Origin of the sequence: Streptomyces sp. NPDC005799 (assembly GCF_040630525.1) — a bacterium.
Classification (GTDB): domain Bacteria; phylum Actinomycetota; class Actinomycetes; order Streptomycetales; family Streptomycetaceae; genus Streptomyces; species Streptomyces griseorubiginosus_B.
On record NZ_JBEXXQ010000012.1, the window covers coordinates 102,345 to 119,583 of the forward strand.

A 17,239-nucleotide genomic window follows, 5' to 3' on the forward strand; every position below is an offset into this window, starting at 1 on the left:
ATTCGCCCTGACGCCCAGAAAGGCAGCAGCCGTGCCCCTCACCACCACCGGTGAACTCGTCACCCGGGCCGCGGCGGCGCAGTCCGCCGTCCCCTCCTTCAACGTCATCACGCTGGAACACGTCGAGGCCGTCATCGCCGGTGCCGAAGCCGCCGGAGCTCCGGTCGTCCTCCAAGTCAGCGAGAACGCCGTCAAGTTCCGCTACGGCCGCCTGCTGCCGCTGGCCCGGGCCGCCGCCGTCGCCGCCGAACGTGCTTCCGTCCCCGTCGCGTTGCACCTCGACCACGTCCAGAGCGACGACCTGCTGCGCCAGGCGCCCGGCGCCGGTTTCAGCTCGGTCATGTACGACGCGGCCCGGCTGCCCTACGAGGAGAACCTCGCCGCGACCCGCGCCGCCGCCGAGTGGGCGCACGGCCAAGGCCTGTGGATCGAGGCGGAGTTGGGCCAGATCGGCGGCAAGAGCGGGCGGCCCGCGCTGGACGCCCATGCCCCCGGCGCCCGTACCGACCCCGACCAGGCCCGCGCCTTCGTGGCCGACTCCGGGGTCGACGCGCTCGCCGTCGCCATCGGCAGCACCCACGCCATGACCACCCGCACCGCCACCCTCGACCACGCCCTGCTCAAGCGCCTGTCCGCCGTGCTCGACGTCCCGCTCGTCCTGCACGGCTCCTCCGGCGTGCCCGACGACGAACTCGCCGGTGCGGTCGCGGGCGGCATCGCCAAGGTCAACGTCGGCACCGCGCTCAACATCGCCATGACGGCCGCCATCCGGGAGTTCCTCGCCGCGCACCCCGAGGCGGTCGACTCGCGCCAGTACCTCAGCGTGGGCCGCGAGGCGATGGTGCGCACGGTCACGGACATCGTCCGCACCCTCGGCTGACTACCGCTTGACCGCCTTGAGCACCACGAACTTCGGGTCACCGGCGACCAGTTGACTGTTGCCGAACAGCCGGCGCAGCTTCAGGTGGTACCCCAGGTGCCGGTTGCCGACCACCCACAGCTCACCACCGGGGCGCAACACGCGTTTCGCCCCGGTGAACATCCGCCAGGCCGTCGCGTCGGTCGTCGCCTGGTGCGAGTGGAACGGCGGATTGTTCAGCACCAGGTCCGCGCTCCCGGCCGGCACCCCGGCCAGCCCGTCCCCGACCCGGAACTCGGCGCGTCCCGCCACCCGGCTCGCCCGGTACGTCGCCTCCGCCGAGGCCACCGCCTGGTACGACTCGTCCACGAACAGCACCTCGGCGTCCGGGGCGGCGACCGCCACCGCCGTCCCGACGACCCCGTTCCCGCAGCCCAGGTCCACCACCCGCCGGCCACCCCGGGCGCTGGGCAGATGCCCCAGGAAGAACCGCGTCCCGATGTCCAGCCGGTCCGCGCAGAAAACCCCGGCGTGATTGACGACCGTCCGCCCCGCGACCGGACCGATGCCGTCCGGCAGCACATAGCTGTACGGCCACGGATTGTCCGACCGCTCCAGTGCCGGATCCGGCGTGCAGAAGATCAGCCGCGCCTTCTTCTCCGCCAGCGAGGTGCGGGTCGGCCCGAGGATCCGCTCGAACAACTGCAGCGTCGAGGTGTGGATCTCCTTCACCATCCCCGCGCCGACGACCACGGTCCCCCCGTGTACGGCGGGCGCGAGCCGCAGCAGCTGGTCCTCCAGCAGCGCGAGACTCTTCGGCACCCGCACCAGCAGCACGTCGATCCGCTCGGGCGGGTCGTCCTGCGTGGTCAGCAGCTCTACGGCACCCGCTTCGACGCCGTTGCGGGCGAGATTGGCCCTGGTCGCCTCCTGCGCGAGGAAGGAGTCCGTGATGTGCACGGGCCGGTGCTCCGCCAGCGCGGTCACCAGCGCGCCCCACCGGTCCCCGACGGTCACGACCGTGCCGTCCAGGCGTACCTTCTCCTGCGCGAGATGCCTCAGCAGATACTCGTCGGAGGCGTCCCAGGCACGCAGCCGGTCGCGCGGATCCTCGGGAAACCGGGCCAGCGCGAGCTCGCCCCACGGCGTCGTCATACGGTCGTTCATCGTCCGACCAGGCTAGCGGAGCCGCAGCTCAGGGCTGATCGGGGAGGATGGGCGGGCTGCTGTCCCGGACCCGCACCCGGATCGTGTACGTCAGGGTCGGCCGCCTGTGGCCCCGGCGCCTGCGGATCATGGGAGACTCGCCCTCATGAGCGGCAAGGCGGACCCCCGGCCGGCGGGGGAAGGGACCACCTCGAGGACGCGGTTGGACCGGGGGCGCGGTGCGCTCGGGCCCGCGTTGGAGCTCGTGCACACCGGGCGTGCGCCGACCCGGGCCGTGCTCACCGCCGAGCTCGGGGTGACCCGGGCGACGGCCGGTGCGGTCGCCGCCGAGCTGGAGGCACTCGGGCTGATCAGGGTCGACGCCAGGCCCGGCGCGGCGGCCGGATCGCAGGGCAGGCCCTCGCACCGGCTGGCGGTGGCCGACGAGGGGCCGGTCGTGCTCGCCGCCCAGGTGCACGCCGACGGATTCCGGGCGGCACTGGTGGGCCTCGGCGGACGGATCGTCGCCACCGCGCCCGGCTGCGAGACCGTCGACGCCGACCCGGCCAAGGTGCTCGGCTCGGTCGTCGAGGCGGGCGCGGAGCTGCTGCGCGAGACGGGACGGCGCTGTGTCGGCGCCGGTCTCGCCGTACCGTCCGCCGTCGCCGAACCCGACGGTCTCGCCCTCAACCCCCTCCATCTGGCCTGGCCCGTCGGCGCCCCCGTCCGGCGGATCTTCGCGGAGCGAGTGCGCGCGGCCGGGATCACCGGACCGGCCTTCGCGGCCAACGACGTCAACCTCGCCGCCCTCGCCGAACACCGGCACGGCGCCGGTCGCGGCGCCCGTGACCTGCTGTGTGTGGCCACCGGACACCGCGGTGTGGGCGGCGCGCTGGTCCTCGACGGCCGTCTGCACACGGGCAGTTCGGGCCTCGCCCTGGAGGTCGGCCACCTCACCGTCAACCCGGCGGGCCGCCCCTGCCACTGCGGCAGCCGCGGCTGCCTGGACGTCGAGGCCGACCCGCTGGCCCTGCTGACGGCCGCCGGGCGTGATCCGGGCCCGGCGGACTCCCTGCTCAAACAGGCCGACGACCTCATCCGCGACCACTACGCCGACCCGACCGTGCGTACGGCCGCCGAGACCCTCATCGACCGCTTGGGCCTGGGCCTCGCAGGCCTGGTCAACATCCTCAACCCCGACCGCGTCATCCTCGGCGGCCTGCACCGCACCCTGCTCGACGCCGACCCCGACCGACTGCGCGCCGTCGTGGCCGACCGCAGCCTGTGGGGGCAGAGCGGCAGTGTCCCGATCCTGCCCTGCACCCTGGACCACAACAGCCTGGTCGGAGCGGCGGAGTTGGCGTGGCAGCCGGTGCTGGACGATCCCCTGGCCGCGCTCGGAGCCTGAGCGCGACGTACTCTCGGGGCATGCGGATCTCCGTCTCCTCAGACATGGACGAACCCGTGGCGCGCTCGCTCCTCGCGCAGCTGACCGAGCGGGGCCACGAGGTCGTGACGCACGGTGCGCTGAGCCCCGGCGACGACCCCCGGTGGGCCGCCTGCTCGGAGGCGGCCGCCCGGGACGTCGCCTCCGGCGCCTCGGACCAGGCGGTCGTGTGCTGCTGGACCGGCACCGGCGCCTCCATCGCCGCGAACAAGGTGCCGGGCGTACGGGCCGCCCTGTGCACCGACGCCTACACCGCGGACGGCGCTCGCCGCTGGAACGACGCCAACGTGCTCGCCCTCAGTCTGCGGCTGACGTCGGAGCCGCTGCTGAAGGAGATCCTCGACGCCTGGTTCGCCGGTGAGGCCAGCCCGGATGCCGAGGACCGGCAGAACGTGGAGCGCGTCGAGCGTCTCGACGGCGACAGGGCGACCCCCTGAGGTGCCGGGCGATGGACAGGGCGGTCGGTGGACATCTCCGTGGCCCGGGCCGAGTGTCAGTGGCCACGGATAGCCTGCGCGCATGACCGAGACAACCGACGGCGAGCGCCGGCTTCCGCCCGCCCTGGCCGCCGTGGCCCGGGTGGAGTTCGACTACGACGACGGCGAGGGCGTCGACTTCGAGCCGTACGACGCCTTCGACTCCGCCGAGGAGACCACCGACTGGCTGCGCAACTGGACCGGCAACCGGGACGTCGACGGTGACGCCTACCGGGTCTTCGGGCAGGACGGCACCGGCGGTCTGGCCGCCCTCTGGTGTGTGCGACCTGGGCGACCGCTCCCTGAACAGCCCGTGGTGTTCCTCGGTTCGGAGGGGGAGCGGGGCGTGGTCGCCGGCAGCCTCTCCGACTTCCTGTGGCTGCTGGCCGACGGCCTCGGACCGATGGAGGTCGTCGAGTTCGGCCGACGCGATGCCCGGCCGAACGCGGAGCTGACGAAACTCGCCGAGCAGCACGCCACGTCTCCGCACCGCCCGGCCGAGGAGATCATCGCCGAGGCCCGGGCGGAGTTCCCGACCTTCTCCGACGACCTCGACGAACTCTGCCGCTGAGGCCGGTCCCGGACGGTCAGCGCCACTCCACCCCGAACGCGCGCCCCGGGTTCCGCGTGAAGATCCGGTCCACCAGGTCGTCGCCCAGCAGGAGGGCGAGCCGCGGCCGGACCCTTCGCAGCAGATACGGCATCCCCGGGCCGCCGTTGACCGAGCGGGCGCTGTCCGTCACGGTGTCCCCACCGAGCAGGAGACGGTCTCCGAAGCCAGCCTCGGCGAGGGCCGCCACGGCCTCGGGCATGCGCCAGTCGGTGGCGTGATGGGTACGTGACGGGCCGTCGAAGGCCAGATACGCACCCGTCTCCGCGGCCTGGCGTTGGACCACGAAATCGGGGGAGCGGTTCAGGTGGCCGAGGATCACCCGGTGCGGCGGAACCCCCAACTCGCCGCAGAGCAGGTCCAGTACGTCCAGCGCTCCCGTCCCCAGCTCCAGGTGCACGGCGATCGGCGCGTCCGTCGCCCGGTAAGCCTCGGCCGCCGCGGTCATCGTCCAGCGGGCATGCGTGTCGAGGGCGTGGAAGCCTCCGGCGACCTTGATCAGCCCCGCCCGCACCCCCGACGTGCCGATACCGTCGGTGAGTTCGGAGACGAACAGCTCGGCCGGCTTTCCGCGCAGCCCGGCGAGCGTGTCCTCGGTGTAGTGGGCAGCCTGGTGCAGCCCGGTCGCCGCGACCACGTGCACCCCGGTCTCCCGGGACAGCGACGGCAGATCGGCTGCCCGCCGCCCCAGTCCGTAAGGCGTCCACTGCACCACCGCACCACCCCCCTGAGCCCGGAACGCGGCCAGTTCCTCCCGTGCCGCGCCCAGGGACCGCAACTCCTGGCCCGGCAGCAGCGGAGTGCCGAAGAACAGATGATCGTGCGCGTCGCACACACCCAGCTCCTGCGGCCGTACGTCCCCCAGTACCGTGCGGACCGCACTCACCACTGTCGCCCCCGCGGCAACCGCTCCCGGCCCGGCGCCGACGTGTGCAGCACCTGGAACACATCCCCCTCGGCCTTGGGCGCGTCGTGCTCCCAGAGCGAGAAGTGGACCAGCTCCCAACGGCTCGTGTCCACGGCGGCAGCCGCGAGCACCGCCCCGTCCTCCCCGGCCAGCCGCTCGGTCTCCCGCGCCGCGTCGCCCATGACCTGGGCCAACTCCGCTCCCTCCGGCACGAGTCGGCGCCCGCGCACCGCGAACCGGGCGAGTGAACCGGCGGCGCTCCCCTCCTCGTACGCCATTCCCGACCACTGCCGCACCGACGGCCGCCCGAAGTCATCGCTGAGGCCCTGGAAGGCGCCGCCCCAGAGGAAGGTGTTCATGCCCTCCATGGTGTTCCAGAGATAGAAGGGCGCGTACTGGTTGACCGGAGACCCGAACCGCCCGCGCTCGCGCAGGAGATACGTCTTGACACCCAGCCCCTCCCAGTCGTCCAGCAGATGCCCGATCCGCGCGACACGGGCACGGACGATGCCCGTGTCGTAGTCGGCGGGCAGGGTCAGCTCGTACTGCATGGCGTGCATCCGGTGCCTCCTCGGGCCGGTGGTGCGAGCAGGGAGAGCAGTCCGCGGACGCCGGCGTCGAAGGCGGCGGGGGAGCCGGAGGCGCGGGCCAGGACGTAACCGCCCTGCACGGTCGCGAGAACTGTCGCTGCGATCTCCTCGCCGTCCAGCGCGGGCCCGAACAGGCCCTGTTCCTTGCCCTCCTCGACGATTCCGGCGATCAGCTCGCGGACGGCGTCGAGTGTCTCGTCGACCGGGGCACGCAGTTCGTCGCTCGCGATGACGTCCGGGTCCATGGTCAGACGGCCGATCGGGCAGCCGCGCAGCACGTCGCGCTCGCGCAGCAGATACGCCTCGATGCGCTCGTAGGGCGTCCCCGGTCCGCCGAGTGCTCCCTCTGCGGTGGCCCGCATCTCCTCGGCCGTCCGCCGGATCGCCGCGAGCGCGAGATCCGGCTTGCCCTTGAAGTGGTGGTACATGCTGCCCTGTCCGGCGCCCGCCCGCTCCAGGATCGCCTTCGGGCTGGTGCCCACGTAGCCGCGCTCCCACAGCAGCTCACGGGTGGATTCGACGAGTCGGTCCGCAGTGCTCATGAAGCCACTGTACATACTAGTAGGTACAGTCGTCGAGGAGGGAGGAAGCAGCGGAGAAAGGCGCTCGTACTCCCCGGGAGGTAGGCGCACTGCCGCTGGCCGTACGACGACCCGGCCCCCCTTGCGGCGCGAGTCTCGAGGCATCACCCACAGGACCCTCGTGAGGAGACGACCCGAGATGCAGACCCTCGCTGACTGGCACGGCGGCCCCGGCCCCTGGATCCTCTTCTTCCCGCTGATCTGGGCGGCCGTCGTGATCGGCGTCGCCACTTTCCTGCGCCGTACCGTCCGGCGCGGCCGCCGCGGACCCTGGCACCCGATGGACGACCGGCCCACCGGCGACTCGCCCCTCGCCGTGCTCGGCCGGCGCTTCGCCTCCGGTGAGATCGACGAGGACGAGTACTGGCGCCGGCTGTCCGTCCTGGACGAGCAGTTCGGCCGCAAGGGCGGTGCCGCATGACGACCGCGACCACCGTGCGGACGGCCGCCCGGGTCGTCGACGCCGTGAAGGTGTACGGCCGCGGCGACACCGAGGTCAGGGCCCTGGACGGGGTGAGCGTCGGCTTCCCGGCCGGCCGCTTCACCGCGATCATGGGCCCCTCCGGCTCCGGGAAGTCCACGCTGATGCACTGCGCGGCCGGCCTCGACACGCTCACCTCCGGCACCGCCCACATCGGCGACACCGACCTCGGCGCCCTCGACGACCGCAGGCTCACCCTCCTGCGCCGCGACCGCGTCGGCTTCGTCTTCCAGGCGTTCAACCTGGTGCCCACACTGACCGTCGCCGAGAACACCACCCTTCCCCTGGACCTCGCGGGCGGCAGGGGCGACCCGGAGTGGATCGACGCGCTGATCGACGTCGTCGGTCTGCGCGACCGACTGCACCACCGGCCCGCCGAACTCTCCGGCGGCCAGCAGCAACGCGTCGCCGTGGCACGGGCGTTCGCGGGCCGTCCGGACGTCGTCTTCGCCGACGAGCCGACCGGCAATCTCGACTCCCGGGCCGGCGGGGAGGTCCTCGGCCTGCTCGGCCGCACCGCGCGGGAGACCGCCCGCACGGTGGTCATGGTCACCCACGACCCGGTGGCCGCCGCCCACGCCGACGAGGTCGTCTTCCTCGCCGACGGACGCCTCGTCGACCGCATGGAAGCCCCCACTGCCGACAGGGTCCTGGACCGGATGAAAGCCTTCGAGGTGCCGTCATGAACGCCGCCGTCCGTCTGAGTGCCACCTCCCTGCGCGCCCACAAGCGCCGCTTCGCCGGCACCTTCCTCGCCGTCTTCCTCGGCGTGGCCTTCCTGGCCGGCACCCTCGTCATGGGCGACACGCTCCGCGCCGCCTTCGACACCATGTTCGGCGACGCGACCAGCGGCACGGACGCCGTCGTCCGCGGCGCGGACACCATCACCACGCCCGGCGAGAGCCAGGGCGTACGGCAGCCGGTTCCCACCTCCCTGGCCGGCACCCTCGCCAGGGTGCCGGGCGTCGCGGCCGCCGAGCCCGACATCGAGGGCGCCGGCCAGCTCGTCGGCAGGAACGGCAAGGCCATCGGCGGCCAGGGCCCGCCCACACTCGCCGGGAACTGGATCACCGACCCGAGGCTGAACCCGTACCGGCTCGCCCAGGGCCGCGCCCCGCGGCGGACGGGCGAGGTCGTCGTCAACCGGGGGGCCGCGAAGAAGGGCGACCTGAAGATCGGCGACACCACGACACTGCGCACCCCGGACCCCGTCAAGGTGACGATCGTGGGCCTCGCGACCTTCGGGGGCGAGGACGGCATGGCCCAGGTGACCTTCACCGGCATGACCCGCGCCGACGCCGAGAAGTACCTCACGGCCAGGCCCGGACAAGCGGCGAGCATCAAGGTGCGGGCGGGACCCGGTATCGGCGAGAAGCAGCTCGTCGACCGCCTGACTCCCGTCCTGCCCAACGGCGTCGAGGCGATCACCGGTCAGGAGTCGGCCCAGGAGAACACGGACATGATCTCCAGCCGGTTCCTGACGATCTTCACCACCTTCCTCCTCGTCTTCTCCGGCGTCGCCCTGCTGGTCGCGACCTTCTCCATCCACAACACCTTCGCCATCGTCGTCGCCCAACGCACCCGCGAGAACGCTCTGTTGCGGGCTCTTGGCGCCTCACGACGGCAGGTCACCGCGACCTCCCTGGTCGAGGCCGTCGCCGTCGCCGTGGCCGCGTCGGCGACGGGCCTCGCCGGCGGCATCGGCATCGCCGCCGGCCTGCAGGCCCTCTTCCCGGCCATCGGATTCCCCTTCCCCGACGGCGACTTGGTGATCAACGCGCTGTCCATGGCACTGCCGCTCGCGGTCGGCGTCGTGGTCTGCCTCGGATCGGCGCTCCTGCCCGCCGTACGCGCCGGCCGCACCGCCCCGCTGGCCGCCCTGCGCGAGACGGCCGTCGACACCTCCGGCGCCTCCCGCAGCCGCGCGGTCACCGGCCTGGGCCTGGCCGCCCTCGCCGTCGCGGCGACGCTCAGCGGAGTGCTGGTCTCACCGTCCGTGTGGACGGCGGGACTCGGCGCCGTACTCGCCCTGGTCGCCTTCGTGGTCCTGGGCCCGGTCGCCGCCACCACCGCCCTGCGCGTCCTCGGCGCGCCGCTGGGCAGACTCCGGGGCGTCACCGGCGCTCTGGCGCGCCGCAACGCGCTGCGCAGCCCCAGGCGAACGGCCGCCACGGCCAGTGCGCTGATGATCGGCGTGGCGGTCGTGTCCCTGTTCACGGTCTTCGGCGCCTCGCTCAAGGCCACCATGGACCAGACCGTCTCCCGCTCCTTCGCCGGCGACGTGGCGGTCAGCACCCCGTCCTTCGGCGCGGGCGGCAGCGGACTGAGCCCGCGCCTGGCCGGAGCGATCCAGCGGCTGCCGCAGGTCGACACGGCCGTGGGCCTCGGCCGCGGAGTGGCGAAAGTGGACGGCGCGGGACGGGCCCTGACGGTCACCGACCCCGTCGCCCTGCAACGCACCTTCGACCTCGGCACCGTCCAGGGCTCCCTGCGCGACCTGGGCACCGACGGCATCGCCATCACCCGCAAGGAGGCGGCCGAACAGCACCTCACCACCGGCGACAGAGCCCAACTCACCTTCACCGACGGCAAGAAGGAGACCTTCACGGTCCGGGCCCTGTACGGCCGGTCCGAACTCGCGGGTGACTACGTCATCACACGGGCGGCCTGGGCCCCGCACCGCACCCAGGACTCCGACACCCTGGTGGCCGTCACGTTCAAGAAGGGTGTGAGCGCGGACGCGGGCAAGGCGGCGGTCGGGAAAGTGGCCGCACGGTACGGCAACCCCAGCGTCCAGACCCGCCACGAGTACGCGCAGTCCTCGGCCGGCGGCATCGACATGATGCTCACGCTCGTCTACGCGCTGCTCGCCCTCGCGGTCCTCATCGCCCTGCTCGGCATCGCCAACACACTCACCCTGGCGGTCCATGAACGCACGCGCGAACTGGGCCTGTTGCGCGCGGTGGGCCAGACCCGCGCGCAACTGCGGGCCATGGTGCGCTGGGAGTCGGTCCTGGTCGCCGCCTTCGGCACGGCCGGCGGGCTCGGCCTGGGCGCCTTCCTCGGCTGGGTCCTGGTCAAGGCCTCGGACGGCGCCGGCGACAGCAGCTTCGCCTTCGCGATCCCGCCCGCCCAACTGCTCGTCGTGGCCCTGGTGGGCCTCGCCGCGGGCGCCCTCGCGGGCCTCCGCCCGGCCCGGCGTGCGGCACGTCTGGACGTGCTGCACGCGATAGCCGCCGAATAGGCGCGCCGACGGGCCGGCCCGCTCAGGCGATCACCGCCCGGTCAACCGCCAACGGCTGACCGGGCGGGAGCATGCCCGGCCCGATGGGCCTCGGCCATGGGCTCGACCTCGACGAACCGGCGCACCGGTTTCTCGGCCACGCGGCGCGGCGGACGGGCCGGTGCCGCGAGCGCGGGCGGCGCGGCGGGCAGGGTGAACCAGACGACCTTGCCCGACTCACCGTCCGGGCGCACCCCCCAGCTCTCGCTGACCGCCGCCACCATGGCCAGCCCGCGCCCGCTCGTGGCGGAGGACTCCACGTCCCGCACCTCGGGCAGTCGGGGGTCGTGGTCGCGCACGGAGACGGTGAGCCGGTCCAGCAGCAGCTCGATCTCCACGGTGCACACCTTGTCCGGCTGGGCATGCCGGTGCACGTTGCTCAGCAGTTCGGTCAGACCGAGCGCCGCACGGTCTATGAGGGCGTCCATGTGCCAGTAGCGCAACTGCGCAGAAAGGATTCTGCGGACCTGGCCGATCCGCGACGGCAGGGCTTGGAGCTCCACCGTGCAGTGCCTGCTTGGGTGACTGATCACGGCTGCGACTCCCCGACTTGAGGTCCGGAAGAACACGGGATTCGGATCCAGCAACGGGCCGGTGGGAAACGGACGGCTGCTGTCGTGCCCGGCGGGCTGGTTCGCAGTGTTATCGCCGGTAAACCCAGAGTGACGTGAGACCAGCGTGACGCAGGGGGTGCCAGAGTGCAACTCATCGTGAAGAAGCCGTCGCCCTCCGTCGTCGGACCACGCCGTCAGCCACGTCGTCGGACCACGCGGTCAGCCGCCGCGCCCCGCGGCCCGCCGCACGGCCTCGATGAACCGGCGCGCCGCGGGTGGCCCCGGCTCGCCCGGCGCCGGATCGTGCTCGCCCAGGGTCAGCGTGTACCGCTTGCCGTTGAGGTCCGCGAGCGCCCGGTCCTCCGCCGCGAACCAGGGTTTCGAGGCCCGTACGGCCTGCACCGGCGCGCTGTCGATCTCGCTGCCGTAGCTGGTGAGCAACTCGAGCCTGCCGTCACTGATCCGGACCTGCCCGGCCCGGGTGAGTGAACGCAGCCGCTTCCCGATCCGCACGCCCGTCGCCGTGAACTCCGGCTCCGCCATGCCGTCCGCCCCCTCGTACGCGTCCGGTCGCGCCGGCCCGTGCGCCCACGTGGGCCCTGGCTCAGCGCGTTCGTGATCCAGTGTGCGTCCCCGTTCGGTGCAGTCTGCCCGCACCCGGCGTCGAGCACCAGTGCGCACGGCCCGTACGGCCCGGGCGCCCGGAGCATTCGCGCGAATGCGCCCCCACGCCCCCCCGCGCCTCTGCCCCAGGCCGTGCTTTGGGCTGCTCAAAGGGGTGTTTATGCAGGTGAGAAGCGTGTGGAAGGTGCATATGATCGGTGCGTCGGCAGCGCGATGTGCCGTCGGCGCGCAGCGTAAGGAGCCCCGCCGTGACCACCCCCCAGCAGACCCGGACCGGCGCGACCCTCGACGTCGACCACAGCGACGCCGACTATCGCGACTGGCTGAAAGAAGCCGTCCGGAAGGTGCAGGCCGACGCGAACCGTTCGGCGGACACGCACCTGCTCCGTTTCCCGCTCCCCGAGAGGTGGGGCATCGACCTGTACCTGAAGGACGAGTCCACCCACCCCACCGGCAGCCTCAAGCACCGCCTCGCCCGCTCGCTCTTCCTCTACGGCCTGTGCAATGGCTGGATCCGTCCGGACCGCCCGGTGATCGAGGCGTCCAGCGGTTCGACGGCCGTCTCCGAGGCGTACTTCGCGAGGCTGATCGGCGTGCCCTTCATCGCGGTCATGCCCGCCACGACGAGCGCCGAGAAGATCCGCCTCATCGAGTTCCACGGCGGGCGGTGCCACTTCGTGGACGACTCGCGCCGGATGTACGAGGAGTCGGCCCGTCTGGCGGTGGAGACGGGCGGCCACTACATGGACCAGTTCACCTACGCGGAACGGGCCACGGACTGGCGCGGCAACAACAACATTGCCGAATCCATCTTCCGGCAACTGGAGTTGGAGCGGTTCCCCGAGCCCGCGTGGATCGTCGCCACGGCCGGCACCGGAGGCACCTCCGCGACCCTCGCCCGCTACGTCCACTACACCCAGCGCGACACCCGCATCTGTGTCGCCGACCCCGAGAACTCCTGTTTCTTCGAGGGCTGGACCACCGGCGATCCGGACGCCACCTGCGACTGCGGCTCGCGCATCGAGGGCATCGGCCGGCCCCGGATGGAACCGAGCTTCGTGCCCGGCGCGATCGACCGGATGATGAAGGTGCCCGACGCGGCCAGCGTGGCCGCCGTACGGGCGCTGGAGCGGGCCATCGGCCGCAAGGCGGGCGGCTCGACCGGCACCGGGCTGTGGAGCGCGCTGAAGATCGTCGCCGAGATGGTGGCCCAGGGCCGGCGGGGGAGCGTGGTGACCCTGCTGTGCGACCCGGGCGACCGCTACCTCGACAAGTACTACTCGGACACCTGGCTCAGCGAGCAGGGCCTGGACATCCAGCCGTACACCACGGCGATCGACTCCCTGCTGGAAACGGGCGTGTGGCCCTGCTGAGCGGAACGGGTGAAGTCCGCTGCGGTTCGGTGGCGCCCCCGAAGGGGCGCGGGGAACCGCGTGACAGGCCACGACGCCGCCGCGGACGACCGACGCCGCGTCCGGCACTTCCAGCGGAGCGCTCAGCCCTGCAGGCGCCGGTCCAGCGACACGACCGCGTCGCGGAAGGCCCGGCCGAGTCCCGCGCGGGCCGTCTTCAGGGCAAAGCGGAAGAGGGCCGTCCCGTCCGCGCCGAACGTCCACTGCACCCGGGTGCCGGTCCCGGCCGGCACCAGCCGCCACTCCTCGGCGAGGGCGCGCGCCCCGGGCGCGTTGGTCACGTCCACCCGGTAGGCGTACACCTCCGCCTCCTTCGCCGCGATCACCGTCTCGCGGAAGCGCCCGCCGCCCCTGAGCCGGATGTCACGCCCGGCACCGCCGTCGATCGCGCGGGCGTGCGTCACCGCCGCGAACCACTCCGCCCACCCCGGCACGTCGTCGTTGAGGGCGTGGAAGACCGCCTTGGGTGACGCGGAGATCTCCCGCGCGAACACCAGCCGTACGGGTGCCGTGTCGACGAAGTCGAGTCCGACGGGACGCAGACGATGGGCCATGGACGTGAACCCCCTTGACGGAAAGGGTGGTTGACCGGGGCAACGTCACGATAACTGGCGGTCCGTCAGATGTCAGCACCGCCCGGCCGGGATCAGTCCTCGTCCTCGTCTCCCTCGCCCGCCACCACCAGCCGCCGCAGATGCTCGGCGATCTCCTCGCGCGCCTCGCCCGCCAGCCCGGCGTCCGTCACCAGCGTGTCGACCTGCTCCAGCGCGGCGAACGAACTCAGGCCCACCACACCCCACTTGGTGTGGTCGGCGACCACCACGACCCGCCGCGCCGACTGCACCAGACGACGGTTGGTCTCCGCCTCCGCGAGGTTCGGCGTCGACAGGCCGGCCTCGACCGATATCCCGTGCACACCGAGGAAGAGCACGTCGAAGTGGAGCGCCGCGATCGCCTGGTCGGCCACCGGCCCCACCAGCGAGTCGGACGGCGTGCGCACCCCGCCGGTCAGCACCACCGTGGCCGCGCCCTGCCGGGGACCCGTGGTGCGCTGCGCCGCGTGGAAGACGTCGGCCACCCGCACCGAGTTGGTCACCACCGTCAGATCGGGCACGTCGACGAGCTGATGCGCCAGCGCGTACGTCGTCGTACCACCCGACAGCGCGATCGCCGTACCCGGCGTGACCAGCTCGGCCGCCGAGCGCGCGATGTCCTCCTTGGCCGTCAGTTCCAGACCCGACTTGGCCTCGAAGCCCGGCTCGTGCGTGCTCGCCTCGACCACCGGCACCGCGCCGCCGTGCACCTTCTCCAGTACGCCCTGCCGGGCCAGCGCGTCCAGATCACGGCGCACGGTCATGTCCGACACGCCGAGCTTGCGCGTCAGCTCGTTCACACGAACCCCGCCCCGGCGCCGTACCTCGTCCAGGATCAGGGAGCGCCGCTGCTCCGCGAGGAGGTTCTGATTCTCACTCACGTACGCTCCGGTCCTTTCGCCTCAATCAGCCCGCCACGCCCCCTCCGACGAGGGCATTCTTTCCCGCAACCGGTGCGCGGGAGGTCCCATCCTCGCACGTGCCCCCGCCGATGACGCCACCGACCGGCACGCCGATCCCACGCCACCGTCGCCACACGCCTTCCTCCTACGGCACACGTATCGGGGAAATTCCGTGAGAAGAGGTGTACGCCGCGGCCACAGCGGCAACCCTTGTGCCCGCACGGACACAAGCCGACGGCGCGTCACGGGGGAAGTGCGAACAGTGGAACGTGCGCAGGATCGTGTCTTGAACGCCGACCCCGCCCAGGGGCCCGGGGGATCCGGGATCGCCCTGGAACTGCTGGTCCACGGCGTGGGCGGGACGACACCGCAGGAGATGCTCGGTGATCCGCGCACGGTGCGGATCACAGGCGACGACACGGCGGCCCTCTTCCGGCGCGCCGAGGACGTCGAGGCGGAACTCAGACCCGACGACCACCGGGGCGGACCCGTCCCGGAGGCGTACGTCTGGTGCAATCTCACCTCCGGAAACAGCGCCCGCGCCCTGTGGCTGTTGCTGCTGCCCTTCATGGTGGCCAACCTCGCCCACTGGATGCGGCCCACCGCGCGGGGCCGGTCGCGCACGGTGCGCGTCTACGGACTGCTGGTCCGGCTGGTCGGTCTGAGCCTGACGGTGCTGCTGGTCGCGGCCGCCTGCGAGGTGGCCCTCGACCTCGCCGCCTGGCAGTGCGCGGGCACACGCGCGTGCGCCGAGCGGCACTCCTGGCTGGGCTTCCTGTCGCCCGATCTGTCGCACGACGGCTGGTGGAGCAGACCCGGGCGCCGCCTAGCGCTGGCCGCCGTCGTGCCCGCCGCGCTGACCGGACTGCTCTGGTACCTCTCCCGCCGCACCTGGAGCGCGTACGAGTCGGTGCGGCCGGTCCCCCACCTCGACGAGCCCGACGAGGACGGCGACCACACCTCCCTGGGCCGCCCCGGATTCTGGTACGGCCGCCGCCTGGTCGCCCGGCTGCGCGCCGCCCACACCGCCGCCGGACTGCTGACGGTCGCCGCGGCCGTCGCCTCGTCCGCCTCGCGCTTCGACCGCGGCCAGGACGGTCCCGCCGTACTCGAGACCCTGGGCGTCCTGCTGTACACGGCGCTCGCCGCCACCGCGCTCGTCGTGCTGTGGGTGGTCTGCCGCCGGGGGCGCACCGAGAACCGCCTCGACCAGGCACTCGACGCGCGTCTGGTACGACGCCTGCCGCTCGCCGCCCTCCTGCTGCTGCTCCTCGCCGCCGGATACGCGGGCTGGGAGCGCCCGGGGTGGGAGTCGGCCGGCCGGCTGTCCGGTGGCGGCACCGCCTTCGGCGGTCTCGCCCTGATCCAGGGCGCCCTGGTCGTCGCCCTCGCCGTGATCGCCCGTGCGCTGTACCGAACCGCCCCCGACCGGCGTGCGGTCCTGCGCGGCCTGGGCGGACCCGCCGTCGCGATGCTGGCCTGCGCCCTCGGCGGAGTGATGTCCGGCGGTGTCTCCCAGCGGGTGTCCGACTGGCTGGACGGCACCGGTACCTTCCTGGCCGGCCCCCCGGTCCTGCTGACCTGGCAGGCGTCCGTGATCCCCGTCCTCCTTCTGGTGCTGCTGGTGCTGTGCGCCGGCCTCGGACGGCGGGCCTGGCGGCTGCGCCGCACCGAGCTGGCAGAGGTGGAGCTCGACCACCCGGGGGAATCCGTCGACCCCGCCCGCACTCGCGCCATCGCCACCACGCGCGCGATGGCCACGCTCACCGACCGCGCCCCCCTCGTCGTCGCCGTCGCCTCCACCGCGACCCTGCTCCTGGGCGCCGGCGCCATCGTCGGCGCGCGCCTCACCGACCGGGCCCCCGGACCGGCCGCCCGGCACGCCCACGCCTTCGTGCACGGCGCCGCCCAGACCGCGCAGGGACTGGGCTCGTGGCTGATAGGGCTCGGCTTCGTCCTGTTCGTCACCTGGGGCAGGCGCGCCTACAAGGACGCCTCCGCCCGCCGCACCATCGGCATTCTGTGGGACGTCGGCACCTTCTGGCCGCGCGCCGCTCACCCCTTCGCCCCGCCCTGCTACGCCGAGCGCGCGGTGCCCGACCTCAGCTGGCGGATGGCCGGCTGGACCCGCGCCACCGGCGGTCGCCTCGTCATCTCCGGCCACTCCCAGGGCAGCGTGCTGGCCGCCGCGGCGGCCTGGCAGCTGAAGCCGTCCGTCCGTAAACGAGTCGCCCTGCTCACCTACGGCTCCCCGCTGGAACGCCTCTACGGCCGCTGGTTCCCGGCCCACTTCGGCCCGGCCGCACTCAGCTCGCTGCACCGGGAGGTCGACTGCTGGCGCAACCTCTACCGGCTGACCGACCCCATCGGCGGCCCGGTCCGGCTGCCCGGCGACTGCGGCCCCGAAGTGGACCGTGCCCCGCTGAAGGACCCCCTCGCCTACGGCCGTACCGCCCGGCACCCGCTGCCCGCCCCGATCCTCGGCCACTCCGACTACCAGGCCGACCCCGCGTTCGCGGAGGAACGCGCACGCCTCCTGGCCCGGCTCGGCCCACGGCTCCCCGCCCCGAGGGAACGGGAAGAGCGGCGGAACGACACCGCCGCGGAGCCGCCCGCCCGCGTGGAGACCACAGCTCCGACCGCACCCGCACCGGCCCCGCACGTCTACATCGCGGCCGTGCCCCCACGCACCGCACGGGCCACCGCCCCCGGACTGCGGCAGGCGGCGGCCCTGGCGCTGGTGTCGGCGGTGGCCTTCCTCGTGGCGTGGGCCT

16 protein-coding genes and 1 pseudogene are annotated in these 17,239 nt (G+C 73.0%); 9 read left to right on the forward strand and 8 right to left on the reverse strand.

The features are described from left to right. Positions 1-31: 31 nt before the first annotated feature. Positions 32-880, forward strand: a complete 849-nt coding sequence (locus ABZ453_RS14270) for a class II fructose-bisphosphate aldolase (RefSeq protein ID WP_359014947.1) — start codon at positions 32-34, stop codon at positions 878-880. Here ABZ453_RS14270 and ABZ453_RS14275 read toward each other — a convergent pair whose 3' ends face one another. After that, on the reverse strand, positions 881-2,014 hold the full coding sequence (locus ABZ453_RS14275; protein WP_359015135.1) for a methyltransferase: 1,134 nt from the start codon (positions 2,012-2,014) through the stop codon (positions 881-883). Positions 2,015-2,171: 157 nt separating this feature from the next. Here ABZ453_RS14275 and ABZ453_RS14280 point away from each other — a divergent pair, with 157 nt between their 5' ends. From ABZ453_RS14280 to ABZ453_RS14290, 3 genes are all read left to right on the forward strand, one after another. Then, on the forward strand, positions 2,172-3,413 hold the full coding sequence (locus ABZ453_RS14280) for an ROK family protein (RefSeq protein ID WP_359014948.1): 1,242 nt from the start codon (positions 2,172-2,174) through the stop codon (positions 3,411-3,413). Positions 3,414-3,433: 20 nt separating this feature from the next. After that, complete coding sequence (locus tag ABZ453_RS14285) at positions 3,434-3,889, forward strand: RpiB/LacA/LacB family sugar-phosphate isomerase (protein WP_359014950.1); 456 nt, start codon at positions 3,434-3,436, stop codon at positions 3,887-3,889. 82 nt (positions 3,890-3,971) lie between these two features. Beyond that, entirely contained in the window at positions 3,972-4,499 is a 528-nt protein-coding gene (locus ABZ453_RS14290) for an SMI1/KNR4 family protein (RefSeq protein WP_359014952.1), read from the forward strand. Positions 4,500-4,515: 16 nt separating this feature from the next. Here the strand turns inward: ABZ453_RS14290 and ABZ453_RS14295 are convergent, their stop codons facing one another. Genes ABZ453_RS14295 through ABZ453_RS14305 form a run of 3 tightly spaced genes read right to left on the reverse strand, consistent with a single transcriptional unit; the run spans position 4,516 to position 6,592 of the window. After that, positions 4,516-5,424, reverse strand: coding sequence for a phosphotriesterase (locus ABZ453_RS14295; protein ID WP_359014954.1), 909 nt, complete (start codon positions 5,422-5,424; stop codon positions 4,516-4,518). Continuing rightward, complete coding sequence (locus ABZ453_RS14300; protein ID WP_359014956.1) at positions 5,421-6,005, reverse strand: DUF4865 family protein; 585 nt, start codon at positions 6,003-6,005, stop codon at positions 5,421-5,423. Before ABZ453_RS14300 ends, ABZ453_RS14295 begins: the two co-directional genes overlap by 4 nt. Continuing rightward, positions 5,981-6,592 (reverse strand): TetR/AcrR family transcriptional regulator, encoded by a 612-nt coding sequence (locus ABZ453_RS14305; protein ID WP_359014958.1) that lies wholly within the window; start codon positions 6,590-6,592, stop codon positions 5,981-5,983. Before ABZ453_RS14305 ends, ABZ453_RS14300 begins: the two co-directional genes overlap by 25 nt. A gap of 163 nt (positions 6,593-6,755) precedes the next feature. Here ABZ453_RS14305 and ABZ453_RS14310 point away from each other — a divergent pair, with 163 nt between their 5' ends. From ABZ453_RS14310 to ABZ453_RS14320, 3 genes are read left to right on the forward strand one after another with little or no spacing between them, the layout of a single operon-like run. After that, complete coding sequence (locus ABZ453_RS14310) at positions 6,756-7,037, forward strand: SHOCT domain-containing protein (RefSeq protein WP_356764688.1); 282 nt, start codon at positions 6,756-6,758, stop codon at positions 7,035-7,037. Continuing rightward, a complete protein-coding gene (locus ABZ453_RS14315) occupies positions 7,034-7,783 on the forward strand; it encodes an ABC transporter ATP-binding protein (protein WP_359014960.1) in 750 nt (249 codons plus the stop codon). The genes ABZ453_RS14310 and ABZ453_RS14315 overlap by 4 nt, the downstream gene beginning before the upstream one ends. Then, on the forward strand, positions 7,780-10,341 hold the full coding sequence (locus ABZ453_RS14320; protein ID WP_359014962.1) for an ABC transporter permease: 2,562 nt from the start codon (positions 7,780-7,782) through the stop codon (positions 10,339-10,341). Before ABZ453_RS14315 ends, ABZ453_RS14320 begins: the two co-directional genes overlap by 4 nt. Before the next feature lie 41 nt (positions 10,342-10,382). On the opposite strand, the gene ABZ453_RS14325 is transcribed toward ABZ453_RS14320, so the two are convergent. Both ABZ453_RS14325 and ABZ453_RS14330 read right to left on the reverse strand, forming a co-directional pair. Further along, on the reverse strand, positions 10,383-10,913 hold the full coding sequence (locus ABZ453_RS14325; RefSeq protein WP_359014964.1) for an ATP-binding protein: 531 nt from the start codon (positions 10,911-10,913) through the stop codon (positions 10,383-10,385). A 240-nt stretch (positions 10,914-11,153) separates the two neighbouring features. Further along, a complete protein-coding gene (locus tag ABZ453_RS14330; protein ID WP_133045141.1) occupies positions 11,154-11,477 on the reverse strand; it encodes a hypothetical protein in 324 nt (107 codons plus the stop codon). A gap of 329 nt (positions 11,478-11,806) precedes the next feature. Here ABZ453_RS14330 and ABZ453_RS14335 point away from each other — a divergent pair, with 329 nt between their 5' ends. Next, positions 11,807-12,931, forward strand: coding sequence for a PLP-dependent cysteine synthase family protein (locus tag ABZ453_RS14335; RefSeq protein WP_359014967.1), 1,125 nt, complete (start codon positions 11,807-11,809; stop codon positions 12,929-12,931). A gap of 122 nt (positions 12,932-13,053) precedes the next feature. Here the strand turns inward: ABZ453_RS14335 and ABZ453_RS14340 are convergent, their stop codons facing one another. Together ABZ453_RS14340 and ABZ453_RS14345 are read right to left on the reverse strand one after the other, a co-directional pair. After that, entirely contained in the window at positions 13,054-13,524 is a 471-nt protein-coding gene (locus tag ABZ453_RS14340; RefSeq protein WP_359014969.1) for an SRPBCC family protein, read from the reverse strand. 92 nt (positions 13,525-13,616) lie between these two features. Continuing rightward, positions 13,617-14,444 carry a DeoR/GlpR family DNA-binding transcription regulator gene (locus ABZ453_RS14345; RefSeq protein WP_359014971.1) on the reverse strand — a complete coding sequence of 276 codons (828 nt, stop codon included), beginning with the start codon at positions 14,442-14,444 and terminating at the stop codon, positions 13,617-13,619. Positions 14,445-14,727: 283 nt separating this feature from the next. Between ABZ453_RS14345 and ABZ453_RS14350 the strand changes: the two are divergent. Continuing rightward, a pseudogene (locus ABZ453_RS14350) lies at positions 14,728-17,037 on the forward strand (hypothetical protein); the annotation flags it as partial. Positions 17,038-17,239 lie beyond the last annotated feature (202 nt).